Raw genomic sequence first — 15,112 nt, 5'->3', positions numbered from 1 at the left:
GCCCTGATTATTTATTGATGATGTTCTTTAAACTTTTTGACTGCTGCCGTTAGTCGAGGCAAAACCTCCAGCGCGTCACCAACTACCCCATAATTGGCTGCTTTAAAAAACGGAGCTTCGGGATCTTTATTGATCACTACAATAGTTTTTGAACCATTAACCCCGGCCAGGTGTTGGATAGCTCCGGATATTCCTACCGCTATATACAGATTTGGACGAACGGTGCCACCTGTTTGGCCCACATGTTCGTGATGCGGTCGCCAGTGCGAATCGGCTACCGGGCGCGAGCAGGCCGTAGCAGCGCCCAGCTCTTTCGCCAGGTCTTCCAGTATGCCCCAGTTTTCCGGGCCTTTTAAACCTCTGCCACCCGAAACAACCAGCTCGGCATCCGCAAGCGGTACTTCACCTGTCACTTTATTTACCGATTTTACTTTCACACTAAAATCCTTTTCGCTAAAGCTTACATCCAGTTGCTCAACAACTGCTTTACCTTCCTGCTTTTGAGGTGGAAATGTGTTAGGCATCAGCATAATCACCTTTACGTCGCTTAAAATGTTTACATAGGCAAATGCTTTTCCCGAAAACACGGCCTTTTTAATTACAAAGCCTTTTTCCGTATCAGGGTATGAAAGCGCCCCGGCTACCAGGCCTGCTTTTAATTTTACAGCTATCCGCGGCGCTACCGCCCTGCCCCTGATATCATGAAGGGCTACAACTACTTTACTATTCTCCTTTTGTGCTGCGGCTATTAACGCGCTGGCATATGCCCTTGAGTGTAACTCGTCCAACCGGCCATCGGCAACGTGCAGCACTTTTTGAGCACCGTACTGGCCAAGGTTTTCCATTTCAGCTTCGGTAACGCTGCCTAAAGCAACGGCAGTTACCGTAGTGCCCATTTTTGGGGCTATTTGAGCGGCATATTGCACAGCCTCAAAGCTTTGCTTTTTTATAATTCCTCCGGTATGTTCTACCAATACTATTACAGACATTTTTTTGTTTTTTTAGTTAGAAGTTAACTGTTTAAAAACTATTTAAGTTTTTTCGGGTAGAGACGCATAATTGCGTCTCCCGCAGGACAAGCGGCTTTACTTATCTTTTTCAATTGCCATAATTTGCATTCGGGAGACGCAATTATGCGTCTCTACATTTAATAATAATTGACATTATATAACCTTAGCCTCGGTATGCAGCAGCTGCACCAATTCATCCATATCATCCGGGCTTACCAGCTTGATACCGGCCTTGGCAGGCGGCAATTCATATGACAGTATTTCGGTTACAGCAGTTATTCCTGAAGGCGTAATTACCTTTAACGGACGCGTACGTGCCGCCATGATGCCGCGCATATTGGGAATGCGGGCTTCGGCAACACCTTTCTGGCAGGAAATAACCAGCGGTAAATTACAGGCATCTGTTTCTTCACCGCCTTCTATTTCACGATTTACCGCAGCAGCATTGGCCTCTATGCTGATCCCGGTTGCAAAACCAATATAATCGAGGTCAAGTAACTCGGCCAGCATGGCGCCTGTAGTTCCATTATTGTAATCGATAGACTCTTTGCCGCATAAAATAAGATCATAACCAACCCCGGCAGCATATTCGGCTATATAATGAGCGGTTTCATAAGGATCATTGCTCTCAGCATCAATACGGATAGCTTCATCGCCGCCTAGGGCTAATGCTTTCCTGATCACGGGCTCTACATCGGCCTTACCTACGGTTATCAAATGAATTTCGGTGGCGATACCGCTTTCTTTTAATTCGATAGCCCTGATCAACGCGTACCATTCATCATATGGGTTAATCACATAAGTAACTCCATCACTATTAACAGAAGTGTTATTATTTTTTAATACAATTTTAGTACTGGTATCCGGCACCTGGCTTATACACACTAATATTTTCATTATCAGAATTTTGTTTTTGGTTGATATTATTTAGGGAAAATAAACGCGGGGATCGTGAGATTTTCCTCTTCGTACACGTCTTTAATGACTTAATTATTAATGGAAAAATAATGTCATTTCGAACGAACCCTTGAAGGGCGTGTCCCAGCCGGTGAGGAGAAATCTTCTACGCCCTGTTTTAACCCGCACAAATCTGCATCTCGTAGGAGATTTCTCACCCTTGCCTCGCTATTTCCCGCCCTTCAAGGGTTCGAAATGACATTTTCTTTTGTTTGAAGTGATGTGTTACCACAACATTAAAAAAGTGATGAAGCACTAAAAGCAATATTTATTTTCAGCAATCAATTTGGCTGCAATATTTCTGCGTGCCTGGGTGGTATTGATGTCTTCGGTTTTAGTGAAGCGCTTTAGTCCCATGAGCATCATCCTTCTTTCGTCGCCTTCGGCAAATGAGTTTAATGCTTCTTTACCCGATTTCGCAATATGTTCGGCCGCGTCATTGATGTACACCCGCATCATATCCAATTGTTCCTTACACGCTTCTTCTCCTCTTAAGCCAACCAATTTCTCTACCCTCAATTGCAGCGATTCGCTTACATAAAGCTCTATCAGCATATCGGCCAGGTTCATCAATACTTCCTGCTCTTTGCTCAATTGCATCATTAGTTTTTGAACAGCGCTACCGGCTACCATCAATATGGCCTTTTTAAAATTGGCTATGTATTTCTTTTCTTTAGTAAACAGGCCATCTTCTTCGGTTGCGCCAAAATCGGGGATGCTCATCAATTCACCGGCTACTTTCTGAGCCGGTCCCATCAGGTCAAGCTCACCCTTCATGGCGCGTTTCAGCATCATATCAACAGTTAACAACCTGTTAATTTCATTGGTGCCCTCAAAGATCCGGTTGATTCTGGAATCGCGGTACGACCTATCCATCGGCGCCTCTGCGCTATAGCCCATGCCGCCGTAAATCTGCACACCTTCGTCAGTTACATAATCTAAAACCTCTGAAGCATGAACTTTAAGGATCGCTGCTTCGATAGCAAATTGCTCAGTCCCCTTCAGTTTGGCTTTATTTTCATCAAGGCCGGAGGCAATTAACATTTCTGTAGCCTCCTCCATATTCTGACTGGCCCTGTACACGGCCGATTCTGCCGCATAAGTACGGATAGCCTGTTCGGCCAGTTTATATCTTATCGCCCCGTATTTGGAAATAGCGCGACCGAACTGCTCCCGCTCATTGGCATAACGTACCGATGAGGTGATCACATCCTTACTGGCCCCAACGGTGCCGCCGCCTAATTTGATGCGGCCGAGATTCAGGATGTTGACTGCTATCTTAAAACCATTCTGCCTTTCGGAAAGGAGGTTTTCAACCGGCACTTTACAGTCGTTAAAAAACACCTGGCGTGTCGAGCTGCCTTTTATCCCCATTTTATGTTCTTCGGTATTTAACGAAAGACCTTCAAAATCCTTTTCAACAATAAACGCGCTCAGGTTTTCATCATCATCTATTTTGGCAAAAACCGTAAACACATCGGCAAAACCGGCATTGGTGATCCACATTTTTTGCCCGGTGATAAGATAATGCTTACCATCTGCAGAAAGTTTTGCCCTGGTTTTACCCGAATTAGCGTCTGAGCCTGCGGCAGGCTCTGTAAGGCAATAAGCCCCTTTCCAATCGCCGCTGGCCAGCTTGGGGATGTACTTTTGCTTTTGGGCATCATTACCGTAGTATAATATAGGCAGGGTACCTATACCTGTATGCGCCGAAAAAGCAACCGAAAATGAGTGACCGGCACCTAATTTTTCAGTAACCAGCATGGCAGTTTTAAAATCTTTACCAAAACCGCCATATTCTTCGGGCACGGAGATGCCTAACAATCCAAGCGCACCTGCCTCGTCCATTAAATGGCGCATTAACCCCTCCTCCTGCTCGTCAATACGCTGAAGGTTTGGTGTTACCTGCTGTGCCAAAAAATTGGTACATGTTTCGGCGATCATCAACTGCTCTTCATTCCATTCTTCAGGAATAAAAACGCTTTCCGCGGAAGTCTCCCTGATCAGAAACTCCCCTCCTTTTATGGCTTTCATCGGTTCTGTGGCATTCATAAAGTTTTATTGGTTTATAATTAGGAGTAAAATTAGAGGCATTATGAAGCCAAAGAAAGGGCAGCAATGCGGAGATATTAGTCAAAAAGTCGGAAAGAAGAGGGAATGTGGGAGGGTGGAAAGACTGCCATTGGCTTAAATATATTACGGAAATAACATTTCATGTATTCGAAAAGCCACGTCATTGCGAGGAGGAACGACGAAGCAATCGCATACTATACAGGGCCGCTATGCTACCGTGTGATTGCCGCGCTGCGTTTATAATGAAATAATCGTAAATTACTGATTATCAATAATATTTTAATCGATTTTATAATATAGGCATTGCCTGCGGCCCGGGCTTTCCGTTACAAGTCCTCGCCTTTCCTGACCACAGTCCCAACCCGCGCTGTGGGCTTTACACTGCAATCCCTAATGCGGCCCCCGCACAACACCGCTAAAATATATTTTACAAGTCGTTACAATTTTTTTCGGGGATTCCCTGGCGCTTACTCGCTATGACATTTTTTTCAAACAATCAATGCGCAGATATCGCTCTATAGTCAGAAGGCGACATGCCGGTATGCTTTTTAAAATATTTGCCAAACGATGATTGGTCGGGGAAATGGATGCTCTCGGCGGCGCGGGCAATGCTGATCTCGTGGTTTCTTAGTAGTACTTTGGCTTCCAATATTACCGCATCGTCTATCCATTCGCCCGCGGTCCTCCCGGTTACTTCCTTAATGGTTTCTGTTAGATGTTTGGGAGATACATACAGCGCGTCGGCATAGTATTGCACGCTGCGATGTTCTTTATAATGATGGAAAATGAGGGACTGGAAAAGCACGTTTAGTTCCTGTTTCCTGGTTTGTTTACCTTTTATTATCAGGTGTTGCTTTTCGTAAATGGCCTGTATTTCATAAAGCAGTGTCATCAAAATGCTCCTGGATATTTCAACATCGTAAGGATGCCCTTCGCGCGCTAATTTGCGCTGGATCAATAAATAAATTTCCAGGATCATTTTGGCATCGGCATTGCCAGGATAAATTACCGGGATAGACGCGCTGTTGAAATAACTGAATGATTCAAGGAAATGGCTATTAGCATTATTTTCGATTAGAAAAGCTTTGCTGAAAACAACAAACCTGCATAAAAAATCGGCACTGCTATCGTAGATCCTCAAAACATGAAAGGGGGTTGCCAGAAGCATGGCATCCGGCCGGGCATCATAAACCTGCAGGTTTACTTCTACTTTGGCTGTGCCCCGGGTACAAATGCCTATAATATAACCGTCCGAACGATAAGGATATTCGCTCAGGCTCAATAATTGCTTTTCGTCAACAACAAAAAAATCGGCACCAGCCAGCTTGTCTGCATAAAGATCTGCAAATTTTGACAGGCTTAATTGTCCAACTTTATTATTCATATAGTTTAGATATATAATTTTAACTATTTATTTATTAAAGACGGTTGTAAAGCAACTTTTCTTATCTGGTATTAAAAATAAGCTTTATCCGACTTTTTGACTAATATCTCCGCATTATAGCCCTTTTTTCTTTTTAATCCAAACTAATTTTATCCCTGACAGTTTCAAATTGTAACCTACAAGCAATTTCCTGTCACGAACCAATTATATTTTTATGAGAAAAATTCTACTATTGGTGCTCACCGCAGCACCGCTGTTAGCTTTTTCCCAGGGTTTCCAGGTGAACCTGGGGGGCAAAAGCAAATAGGAATGGGCCATACAGGTACGGGTATCGTACAGGATGGCGCTTCCGTATTTTTTAACCCGGGCGCGGTAGCCATGCTGCCCGAAAATTACATACAGGGAGGAATAAGCCCTTTACTGTTCAAATCTGTTTTCAACCCCGCCGGAACCTCAATACAGGACCATACTTCCAATAAAGTTGCTACCCCGTTCCATGCTTATGCGGTATGGGGGCCCAAATCTTCCTTCTGGAAACTGGGACTTGGCGTTTATACTCCTTTTGGCGGCTTAACCGACTGGGGCAATACCTGGCAAGGCAAATATGTACTGGAAAGCCTCGACCTGAAAGCCATTTATGTTCAGCCAACAATAAGTATAAAACTGGCCGACTGGGTGAGCATTGGCGGAGGCTTTGTTTACAACCATGGCAGCGTTGATCTGACGCGGGCCATCCCACTGGCAAACAGCAGCGGCGACCCAGGACAGGCCCGGTTGAAAGGCGGCGGCAAAGGCTACGGGTGGAACGCGGGCGTTTACTTCAAAACGGAAGCAGGTATTACCATAGGGATCACACACCGCTCGCAGGTAAATACCACAATTTCGGCAGGGAACGCTATTTTTACTGTGCCTGCATCGCTGCAAAGCAGTTTCCCTCAGCCCAATACCTTTAGTTCAACCATACCCCTACCAGCCACTAACTCCATCGGTTTCGGCTTTTACCCCAGCAGCAAATGGATATTGGCCCTGGATGTTAACCTGGTTAACTGGGATAGTTATAAAACGCTATCGTTTGATTATAAAAACAATACGGCTGTATTACAGGATACCCACTCCGCCCGGAATTATCAACAGGCATTTAGCTTACGCGGGGGCGCTCAATATAAGGCTACCGATAAACTGGCCCTGCGTTTTGGCGGTGGCTATGGCGGCACCGCTGTTTTAGATGGCTATGTAACTCCCGAAGCTCCGGATGCTAACCGGGTTTATGGTACCCTGGGCTTAGGTTATACCGTAGCCAAGCACCTCGATATAGATATCTCCTTTGAGTACGAGCACCTGATGCAACGCACCCAAACCAATATCGAATCGCAGCTATCGGGAACATTTAAAACCGATGTTTATATACCAGGTATCTCATTAGCCTATCATTGGTAATCCTTAAAGAAATCAGTTCATGAAAACGTTTAAATTACATATTTATATTGTTGCAGGGTTACTGTTATTAGGTGCCTGCAAGCCCGAAATCCATACGCCAAAGCCGTCCGCAGGTTCTGTTGATTTTTCAAGATACATTGCGTTGGGTAACTCGCTCACTGCCGGTTATGCCGATGGGGGCTTATACCTTGCAGGTCAGCAGGTATCCTATCCCAGCATCATCGGCAAGCAAATGCAATCGGTTGGCGGTGGCGCATTTACGCAGCCGCTATTCAGCACCGCCCAGGCAAACGGATCGGGCTATTTATCACTCACCGGGTTTAATGCCGATGGCACACCGATTACAACCCCGGTAACTACTAACCTGGCAATACGTGGGAAACTTACAGTACCCGGTTTTGGAGATGTTACTCTCTATACCAAATATACGGGCGATATTAATAACTATGGCGTACCCGGCATTAAGCTGATGCACATCACTTACGCTCCCTATGGTAACCTTAACGGGTATTTTGAACGCTTGCTGCCGGGCAACGCGCCAACAAACTCCACCACCTATCTTGGTTTTGTTATGGCCAAGCCCTTTACCTTCTTCTCTAACTGGCTGGGAAATAATGACGCTTTAGGCTATGCCACATCCGGAGGGACCGGCGACGTGCTGACAGACAAAAATACTTTTGCTGCTCTGTATAATGTATTGATCAACACCCTTACTGCCAAGGGACAGAAAGGCGTAGTTGCAACCGTACCCGATGTAACCTCAATACCTTATTTTAATACCATCACCGTTTCTGCAATACTGGCCGGCGTGCAAAAAGCCAACCCCAATGCAAAAGCATTGTATATTAACGCTCTGGTTTCGGGCAGTACTTATGCGCCGCGCGCAGCAACGCCTAACGATCTTATCGTACTTACCTTTCCGACGAGCAAGATCGGGCAGCCGGTCGCAACCCCTGTTGGCAACCTGCCTTACGGTTTAACGCCGTATACGCCGATAGATAACCAATATGTACTTGACGAAAAGGAGGTTGCCCTTACCGAGGATTATGTGACTTCTTATAACACAACCATAAAATCTATAGCGGCAGCAAAAGGCCTGGCTGTATTTGATGCATATACCTTTCTGCAAAATGTTAAACTGAACGGGATGGTGGTTGACGGAGTAAGCGTTAATTCCAACTATATCAGCGGCGGCCTGTTTTCGCTGGACGGGGTGCACCTTACACCACGCGGATATGCCATTGTTGCCAATGAATTTATCAAGGCTATTAATGACAAATACAACTCATCAATACCACAGGTGAATATATCTGATTATAACGGGGTTAAGTTTCCCTGATCGTTAGTCAGAAGTCAGAAGTCTTAAGTCGAAAGTCTTGAGTTCTAAGTCGATAGGGATAAATCCTAACTTAGAACTCAAGACTTTCGACTTAGAACTAAATTATCCCGCAGCACTATCCGGCTCCGATTCATCGCCTGGCTCCCAAAGCTCAATAATGTTCCCTTCCGGATCGAGAATGTGAACAAACTTGCCATAGTCATACTCGGCAATCTCGTCAATAATGGTTACCCCATCTTTTTTTAATTCGTCTACCAGTGTAACAAGATTTTCTACCCGGTAATTAATCATAAACGGCTTGGCCGACGGATTAAAATATTTGGTATCCTGCGGGAACGTACACCATGAGGTGGACCCTATTTTTGACGGATCATCTGCATGCCGCCACTCAAACGTTGTCCCGTATTCGCCGGAAGGCAGCCCAAGGTTTTTGACATACCATTCGTTCATACCTTTCGGATCGTCGCATTTAAAAAATACACCTCCAAGGCCAGTTACTTTTTTCATAGTTATATCTTAATTTTTACGTCACATTGTAATACCATTTCCAAAGCAGTTTTACCTTTTTTGTGAAAGGGTGATCTCCTTTAATTTTTCGTTAGCACGGATGGTTTTTAAGCCTTCCTCGTAGCCTATCATATAAATTTCCTCGGCCGCGTCGGTATCAAAAATACCATACCCTCCCAAACCATGCGGTTCAATAACTATATCGCACAGCATTTTATGTGAGCTAAGGTTCGCGTTAATTCCTATCATAGCGGCCCTGTCAACCAGGTTCCCAAATGATTTGATAGTTGTAACTACCGGCAAATGGTTGCAGCATGAGCCAATAATCAGGTCGCAATTGCCTACCAAGGGCTCAACCGGGAAATTATTGAGGATCCCGCCATCAACATACATATGATTATTAATCATAATGGGCTTAAAAATACCTGGCAAACAGCAGGAAGCCAAAATTGCGATATCCAGTTCGCCCTCGGTAAAGTAAACCAGCTTTGCTTCGCCCAGGTCAACCGCCGGAATGGTAACACGTGTTTTGAGGCTTTGAAAGGAATTATGCGGAATATATTTATTAATCAATACCCTGGCATGTGTTATTGAGATCAAACCGTTGCTGCCAAATGCCGGGCGCAGCAATTTAAGCAGGCTGTTGTCTTTGATGACGCGTAAAATTTCTTTTGGGGTATATCCCTCTGCAAAAAAAGCCGCAGCTATTGCGCCTGCACTTGTGCCCGAGATATGCGAGAATTTGATACCATAATCGGTTAGGGCCTGCATCACCCCCAAATGGGCCACCCCTCTTACCCCCCGCCAGACAACACTAATCCTATCTTTCTTGAGCCGTTTTGATCAATATTTGTATTCATTTTTTATAGTTTATCATTCGCCGTTGTTTATGGCAAGCTATGAGAATGATTGAGGTCAAGATATCACTTTATTCAAATAAGGAGAAATTTCCCTTCAAATTATATCTGCATTACTAACACTATGAGGTTATTTAAGTGTGCGACGTGCATCGAACAAATAACTTATTTTAGCTACCTATAAGTGCAGATAATTAAATGTTACTGCAGTTCATTTATAATAACAGTGGATAGGATAACCCAAACGCTAATAATAGGTTCAGTCAAACAGATTCCTTCTTTAGAGGTAATAAGCAAAATACCTCGTGAAAAAAGACTAAGGTTGATTTTTGAACAAACTTTGCAATACCAAAGAGAAGAAATTGGCAAAAAACTAAAAAATGATCTTAAGGGATTTCAAGTTTACATACATGCAACTCAGCCTGAAATAAATATTGCAAAACTGCTAACGGATAAAGAAATCGACGACAATCAGCTATTTTTCGAACAATGCGCAAAAGATTACCGCGCCTTATCTGAATTATTGATCAATAAGTTAGCTTCAAAATTAGGTATTGAGATCAATCCACAGTTCCCGCTTAGTTCATTTAACCCGTTTTTTGCTAATAAAAAACAAAGTGGAATAATTAAAGAATGGCGTTATTTTTTACATGGTTTTCATTGTGGCTTCGAGCACAAAAGGTCCGGCCAAATAATAGAAGTCCCGCTTGTGTTTGGATTGGAATTTGGCGATTTAGATCCTTATTTTTTCACAAGGTTCATTAAATCAACTCAAAACTACTTTCCCTTACCTATAGACATTTATGACGAGTACGCAGATGGTGTAAGGATAATTGAAAGGATGCTTGCTCTTAATAAGTTCGAACGCATAACTTCCAATATTGAAAACCATACGGGTGTAGTTGTCAATGACAGAAAAAAATTCACATTGAAGTTTATCAGGAAGATGCCTTGATTGATACCAAAAAGAAATTCAACGTATTGCGTTTTTTTGGATTAAAATAATCAGAATGAAAAACTTCCATCTAATCTTTCCGGTTCCATTTAAGCCTGCGGATACGCCTCCAGTCGGTGAGTAATAATCCAAACAAAAAATCAAGTATAGCAATCATATATCCGGCAATTTGATAACTAAAGATACCAGTTAAATCATAATTAAAAAATTTTCAAACATAAATTACCTCTACTTCTTCAAAAACGACATAACCGCAGCACTGCCCACACCCAACGTTAATCCAGCAGCCACATCGGTAGGATAGTGAACACCTAAATACATTCTTGAATAACTTGTGGCCCCCGCCCAAAAGAAAGATGGCGCAATGACGTACCACTTAGGATAGGCAGCCGATAAAGCTGTAGCTGTGGCAAAGCTTGATGAAGTATGCCCCGACGGGAATGAGGTACCACCTGCCCTGTAAACAGGTGTAATATTGATATTTTGAATAAATGGCCGCGGTCGCTTCACCAAATGTTTTATCAACAACATAAAGCCGTATGATATTGCCGTACTGCTTGCCACATAACCTGCGTTTTGGCGCATTTCTTTGTTATTGCTTGCAATACCTCCTACCAGTAAGCCCGCCGGGATCCCGATATCGCCATACAAAACATTTTTGCTCAGGAACATGAAAAAACCTGTTTGGCCAGTTGTGCGTTGATTTTGCAAATCGATCATGACACGGTCGTCCCAACGCTGAACAGCAGGTGAGATAAATGCAGGACTATTTACGGTGACTTTCGCCGAATCCGCCTGGGCAAAAGCTTTGTTTGTTAAGCAAATAAATAAGCCCTGCAAATGAATTAAAACTACCAGGAATTTAAGCGGGGAGATCTTTTTCATAGGCGGTTTAGTAGCAATATCCACACTGCTAATTTAACTATAAATGCCTATTGCATGAAGATTGTTTTTTCGCCGAAATAGTAGAAGCACAAAGAATGGATGACCAGAAGAATAAGACTTACGAAATTTTTGAAGCTTCGTAAGTCTGGGTTCTTCAACCTACTAAGGGTAGATACAAAGCAAAGGTGCGTCCTATTATACACTTACCCTTATCTATCCCAACTTCTCAATAATCTCGGCGGTAGTCCCCACCTCCCCTATCCTCGGGAAAATGTATTTGAAGCTGTGGGCATGCGCTTGGGGAAACATATCGGTCATGGCATCACTGGCAAAAGCTATATTGTAGGCATACTCGTTGGCCGAGCGGGCAGTAGCTTCAACACCGATACTGGTAGCTACACCTGCCAGTACAATTTGTGTAACGCCTCTTTTTTGCAATTCCTGGTGCAGACCTGTATTATAAAAAGCGCCCCAGTTTTTTTGGTGATAAAAATATCCGTTGGCTCGGTTTTAATTTCAGGAGCTATTTCGTTCCAATCGGCAGGGAGTTCGGTCATGCTGTTTCTATTGTTATCACGCCTTGTTTTAAAAGCCGCACCTATAGGTTCTACATGAACAACAACAATGGGTTTACCTGCTTTACGAAAGGCTTCGACAAGCGCTGCCGATTTTTCAAGGATGCCGGCCATGGGGTGCGCGCATGAAAGCTGTACAATATATTTTTGTAAGTCTATCAGTACGAGTGCCGTATTTTGATCAAGTGCAGTTATCATGATAATTTGATTGTTTTAATGGTTAAGAAATTGCTTCGGTAGATTGCTGCACGGCAGCCATCGCTTTCTTTTAAGCCTGCTGCGCCGTAAAAAAGCAAAATGTAAAACACCCAACAGCAGTGCTACCATGCCTTCGGCCATAACAGTATCGGGTACGCCTATTTTTTGCGAAACTGCGCCAATGAGCAAACCGCCAAGCGGCTGCATCCCAAAAAAGACATGGCGTAATAACTGATTACCCGGCCTCGCATTTCGGGAGTAGCAGTAGTTTGGATAATGGTATTACCAATGGTAACCTGCGACATCATACCGAAACCGATAATAGCCGAAAAAAACAGCGCCACGGGATAGTTGTGCATATGTGAAAATGCGATCAGCCCCACCGCAAATATTACTGTATTAACTGCAAGGATCTTTTTAAGATCGGTACCGGCACTTAATGAGGCCAGCAAAATGCCGCCGCCAAAAGCACCAAGCCCTATCACACTATCTATAACCCCAAAAGTTGACGCCGTTCCCTTAAATATATCCTTAGCATAAACCGGTATCAGCGTACTAAAAGGCAGTACAAGCAGGCTTATTGAAGCAAGCATCAGTAACATAAACTTTATAGTGGGCGTTTGCTGAATGTATTCAAAGCCGTCTTTCAGATCGGCGAGCACGTTTTTACCGTGGGGCTTGGGAGTAAATTCGGGCAAACGCATCATCAGCAATGAGCCAATTACCGCAATAAAGCTTAATGCATTAGCCCCAAAGCAAACCGAATCGCCGAATTTTTCAATAATCAGGCCTGCTATCCCCGGCCCTATTAACCGCGACAGGTTCACCATGGAAGAGTTAAGGGCAAGCGCATTAGGCAGGTCGGATTTATCATCAACCATTTCGTATACTAACGATTGCCTTGCCGGAACATCAAATGCGTTAATCAGCCCTAAAACAGCAGTCAATGCCATGATGGCCCAAACCGAATAATATCCGAAAAACACCAGCACAGTGAGTAAAACAGCCTGTACCATTGAAGCCACCTGTGTAAATAGCAGCACTTTAAAACGGTTATACCTGTCAGAAACCACACCACCCAAAAACGAGAACAGGAATGAAGGGAACAAACTTGCAAACAGAGTTAAGCCCAACATAAACTTGGAATGCGTTTGCGAATAGATCACCCAACTAACAGCAGTTTTCTGCATCCAGGTGCCCAGTAACGAAACTGACTGCCCGGCAAAATACAGCCGATAGTTGCGGCTTTTAAAAGCGTTGAATGTACTTATCTTACTCATCTATCTCTTTCTGTCAGTTTTCATTAATTAATCAAAGTCAACAAGTTTGGCCAGGGGTGCCAGGGCTTTCTTTAAAACTGCCTGCTCTTCGGCAGTACAGGTAGTTTCAAGCGCACGGTTAAGCCACTCGTCTTTTTCACTCCTGGATTTGTGGATGAGGCTGATCCCAGCTTCCGATAGTGAAATAATAACCTTGCGCTTGTCCAATTCGGAAATGCGCCTTTTGATTAACCCGAGATTGAGCAGGTTACTCAATATCTGCGACATGGATTGTGTGGTGATCTTCTCCATAGCCGCCAACTCGTTAGGCAGGATCTCTTCATGCTGAAAGATCAGTGCCATGGTCGACCGCTCGGTAAGCGAAAGCTTTTCGGCAGTAGTCGAAGTCTTCCTGATCTTTTTACTAAGCCTACCTATAATAAACCTCAATTCCGAAGCCAGTTGAATCTCTTTTTCGTCGCCCATATAATTAATTAGTTAAACTTGTAAGTTTACCTTACAAATATAGAGATTGTTTTATCAGCACAATGTCAAACCTGACCGTTGATTTTTTTATTTCGCTGATTGTGTTGATTTTGATTAGCTTACTTAACACAATTAGATTCGAAGACCGCTTTGATCATCAAAAAAATCAGCGCAATCAACGTAATCATCCCTAATCAACGGTTCGTTTTCGTAATTTTACCCCGTGCCTGCTCCTGAAAAGAAAACACCTGTAAGAAAGAAAGCTCCTGCCCGTAAAAAGCCGGTAGTTAAAGCAAAACAGCAGGCCAATTTCTCCACACAGTGGATAGTGGCTGTAGGCGCTTTGCTGCTCATCCTGTTTTCGCCTTTTTATTATGGCTATATTTTAAAATTTGGCAGCGCTACCTGGCGATGGATCATGGATGCAGGAGAGGATACGCATTATCGTAAATACAAGGATTTTGCCATTCATATCCCCGATGGCTATACCGTATATGGCATTGATGTGTCCTCATACCAGGGCCGTATAAACTGGAAACAGGTAAAAGCCATGCGCGAGGGTGATGTCCATATCAGCTTCGCATTTATCAAGGCTACCGAGGGTGTATTAAGTGTTGACCCATATTTTCAGCGTAATTGGCGAGAAGCGCCAAAGGCAGGCATCATGTGCGGCGCTTATCATTTTTTCCTTCCGCAAAAAAGTGGCGTATGGCAAGCTAAGTTTTTCCTTCAAACGGTAAAAACCGAAAAAGGCGACCTGCCCATGGTGGTGGATATAGAAAGGTTGTATCGTACCAGTCCTGAAAAGATGCGCGAACAGCTGGAGAGTTTTATCAAAACCATTGAAAACCGTACAGGGATTAAGCCCATCATCTATACTAACCTTAAATTTTACCAGGATTACCTGGAAGGTTATTTTGATGGTTATACCCTTTGGATTGCCCATTATTACCAGCCCAAGCTGCTTGTATCTAATAAAACTAACTGGAAATTCTGGCAGCACTCAGATAAGGCCCATGTTAACGGCATTAACCATGTTGTGGATTTTAATGTGTTTAAGGGCGATAGTACGGAGTTTGAGAAATTGCTGGTGCCGTAGGAATTGGGAAATAGGATATAAAATCCGTCATTGCGAGGAACGAAGCAATCCCCAATCAGTAGAGCAGGCCTGCAAATCGACCGTGTACAGT

General features: G+C 43.7%; 13 protein-coding genes and 1 pseudogene. 4 read left to right on the top strand and 10 right to left on the bottom strand.

Features of this window, described 5'->3' with window-relative positions:
* Positions 1-11: 11 nt before the first annotated feature.
* From ACRQ5D_RS18270 to ACRQ5D_RS18255, 4 genes are all read right to left on the bottom strand, one after another.
* Positions 12-989 carry an electron transfer flavoprotein subunit alpha/FixB family protein gene (locus ACRQ5D_RS18270; protein WP_091163281.1) on the bottom strand — a complete coding sequence of 326 codons (978 nt, stop codon included), beginning with the start codon at positions 987-989 and terminating at the stop codon, positions 12-14.
* Positions 990-1,163: 174 nt separating this feature from the next.
* Positions 1,164-1,907 (bottom strand): electron transfer flavoprotein subunit beta/FixA family protein, encoded by a 744-nt coding sequence (locus ACRQ5D_RS18265; protein WP_091163280.1) that lies wholly within the window; start codon positions 1,905-1,907, stop codon positions 1,164-1,166.
* Positions 1,908-2,222: 315 nt separating this feature from the next.
* The gene (locus ACRQ5D_RS18260) at positions 2,223-4,019 is read right to left on the bottom strand and encodes an acyl-CoA dehydrogenase family protein (protein WP_091163279.1); all 1,797 of its coding nucleotides are present in this window, start codon (positions 4,017-4,019) and stop codon (positions 2,223-2,225) included.
* Between the two features lie 517 nt (positions 4,020-4,536).
* Positions 4,537-5,424, bottom strand: a complete 888-nt coding sequence (locus ACRQ5D_RS18255) for a helix-turn-helix domain-containing protein (RefSeq protein ID WP_090523879.1) — start codon at positions 5,422-5,424, stop codon at positions 4,537-4,539.
* Between the two features lie 309 nt (positions 5,425-5,733).
* On the opposite strand from ACRQ5D_RS18255, the gene ACRQ5D_RS18250 reads away from it, so the two are divergent.
* Complete coding sequence (locus tag ACRQ5D_RS18250) at positions 5,734-6,861, top strand: OmpP1/FadL family transporter (RefSeq protein ID WP_431200137.1); 1,128 nt, start codon at positions 5,734-5,736, stop codon at positions 6,859-6,861.
* Between the two features lie 19 nt (positions 6,862-6,880).
* Positions 6,881-8,200: an SGNH/GDSL hydrolase family protein gene (locus ACRQ5D_RS18245; protein ID WP_091163277.1), complete on the top strand. Its 1,320-nt coding sequence runs from the start codon at positions 6,881-6,883 to the stop codon at positions 8,198-8,200.
* A 102-nt stretch (positions 8,201-8,302) separates the two neighbouring features.
* On the opposite strand, the gene ACRQ5D_RS18240 is transcribed toward ACRQ5D_RS18245, so the two are convergent.
* Positions 8,303-8,707 carry a VOC family protein gene (locus ACRQ5D_RS18240; protein WP_091163276.1) on the bottom strand — a complete coding sequence of 135 codons (405 nt, stop codon included), beginning with the start codon at positions 8,705-8,707 and terminating at the stop codon, positions 8,303-8,305.
* Between the two features lie 51 nt (positions 8,708-8,758).
* The gene (locus tag ACRQ5D_RS18235; protein WP_431200136.1) at positions 8,759-9,478 is read right to left on the bottom strand and encodes a patatin-like phospholipase family protein; all 720 of its coding nucleotides are present in this window, start codon (positions 9,476-9,478) and stop codon (positions 8,759-8,761) included.
* A 312-nt stretch (positions 9,479-9,790) separates the two neighbouring features.
* Here ACRQ5D_RS18235 and ACRQ5D_RS18230 point away from each other — a divergent pair, with 312 nt between their 5' ends.
* Positions 9,791-10,519 carry a DUF6896 domain-containing protein gene (locus tag ACRQ5D_RS18230; protein ID WP_431200135.1) on the top strand — a complete coding sequence of 243 codons (729 nt, stop codon included), beginning with the start codon at positions 9,791-9,793 and terminating at the stop codon, positions 10,517-10,519.
* A gap of 228 nt (positions 10,520-10,747) precedes the next feature.
* Here ACRQ5D_RS18230 and ACRQ5D_RS18225 read toward each other — a convergent pair whose 3' ends face one another.
* The 4 genes and pseudogenes from ACRQ5D_RS18225 to ACRQ5D_RS18210 form a co-directional block, all read right to left on the bottom strand.
* Positions 10,748-11,404: a phosphatase PAP2 family protein gene (locus ACRQ5D_RS18225; protein WP_256337347.1), complete on the bottom strand. Its 657-nt coding sequence runs from the start codon at positions 11,402-11,404 to the stop codon at positions 10,748-10,750.
* 213 nt (positions 11,405-11,617) lie between these two features.
* A pseudogene (locus ACRQ5D_RS18220) lies at positions 11,618-12,093 on the bottom strand (cysteine hydrolase).
* Between the two features lie 242 nt (positions 12,094-12,335).
* Entirely contained in the window at positions 12,336-13,457 is a 1,122-nt protein-coding gene (locus ACRQ5D_RS18215) for an MFS transporter (protein ID WP_431200133.1), read from the bottom strand.
* Positions 13,458-13,484: 27 nt separating this feature from the next.
* On the bottom strand, positions 13,485-13,922 hold the full coding sequence (locus ACRQ5D_RS18210) for a MarR family winged helix-turn-helix transcriptional regulator (RefSeq protein WP_091163271.1): 438 nt from the start codon (positions 13,920-13,922) through the stop codon (positions 13,485-13,487).
* A gap of 223 nt (positions 13,923-14,145) precedes the next feature.
* Between ACRQ5D_RS18210 and ACRQ5D_RS18205 the strand changes: the two genes are divergently transcribed.
* A complete protein-coding gene (locus ACRQ5D_RS18205; protein WP_091163270.1) occupies positions 14,146-15,021 on the top strand; it encodes a glycoside hydrolase family 25 protein in 876 nt (291 codons plus the stop codon).
* The last annotated feature ends 91 nt before the right edge of the window (positions 15,022-15,112 follow it).

The sequence above is a fragment of the Mucilaginibacter sp. P25 genome (genome assembly GCF_050859465.1).
GTDB lineage: Bacteria > Bacteroidota > Bacteroidia > Sphingobacteriales > Sphingobacteriaceae > Mucilaginibacter > Mucilaginibacter gossypii.
The sequence above is the reverse complement of the archived record's forward strand: the minus strand, read 5'-3'. Positions and strand labels throughout refer to the sequence as shown.

What these genes read in the sequence shown, in the direction of transcription:
- ACRQ5D_RS18270 (WP_091163281.1), bottom strand. Translation starts at nt 989, where the DNA reads ATGTCTGTAATAGTATTGGTAGAACATACCGGAGGAATTATAAAAAAG.
- ACRQ5D_RS18265 (WP_091163280.1), bottom strand. Translation starts at nt 1,907, where the DNA reads ATGAAAATATTAGTGTGTATAAGCCAGGTGCCGGATACCAGTACTAAA.
- ACRQ5D_RS18260 (WP_091163279.1), bottom strand. Translation starts at nt 4,019, where the DNA reads ATGAATGCCACAGAACCGATGAAAGCCATAAAAGGAGGGGAGTTTCTG.
- ACRQ5D_RS18255 (WP_090523879.1), bottom strand. Translation starts at nt 5,424, where the DNA reads ATGAATAATAAAGTTGGACAATTAAGCCTGTCAAAATTTGCAGATCTT.
- ACRQ5D_RS18250 (WP_431200137.1), top strand. Translation starts at nt 5,734, where the DNA reads ATGGGCCATACAGGTACGGGTATCGTACAGGATGGCGCTTCCGTATTT.
- ACRQ5D_RS18245 (WP_091163277.1), top strand. Translation starts at nt 6,881, where the DNA reads ATGAAAACGTTTAAATTACATATTTATATTGTTGCAGGGTTACTGTTA.
- ACRQ5D_RS18240 (WP_091163276.1), bottom strand. Translation starts at nt 8,707, where the DNA reads ATGAAAAAAGTAACTGGCCTTGGAGGTGTATTTTTTAAATGCGACGAT.
- ACRQ5D_RS18235 (WP_431200136.1), bottom strand. Translation starts at nt 9,478, where the DNA reads ATGCAGGCCCTAACCGATTATGGTATCAAATTCTCGCATATCTCGGGC.
- ACRQ5D_RS18225 (WP_256337347.1), bottom strand. Translation starts at nt 11,404, where the DNA reads ATGAAAAAGATCTCCCCGCTTAAATTCCTGGTAGTTTTAATTCATTTG.
- ACRQ5D_RS18215 (WP_431200133.1), bottom strand. Translation starts at nt 13,457, where the DNA reads ATGAGTAAGATAAGTACATTCAACGCTTTTAAAAGCCGCAACTATCGG.
- ACRQ5D_RS18210 (WP_091163271.1), bottom strand. Translation starts at nt 13,922, where the DNA reads ATGGGCGACGAAAAAGAGATTCAACTGGCTTCGGAATTGAGGTTTATT.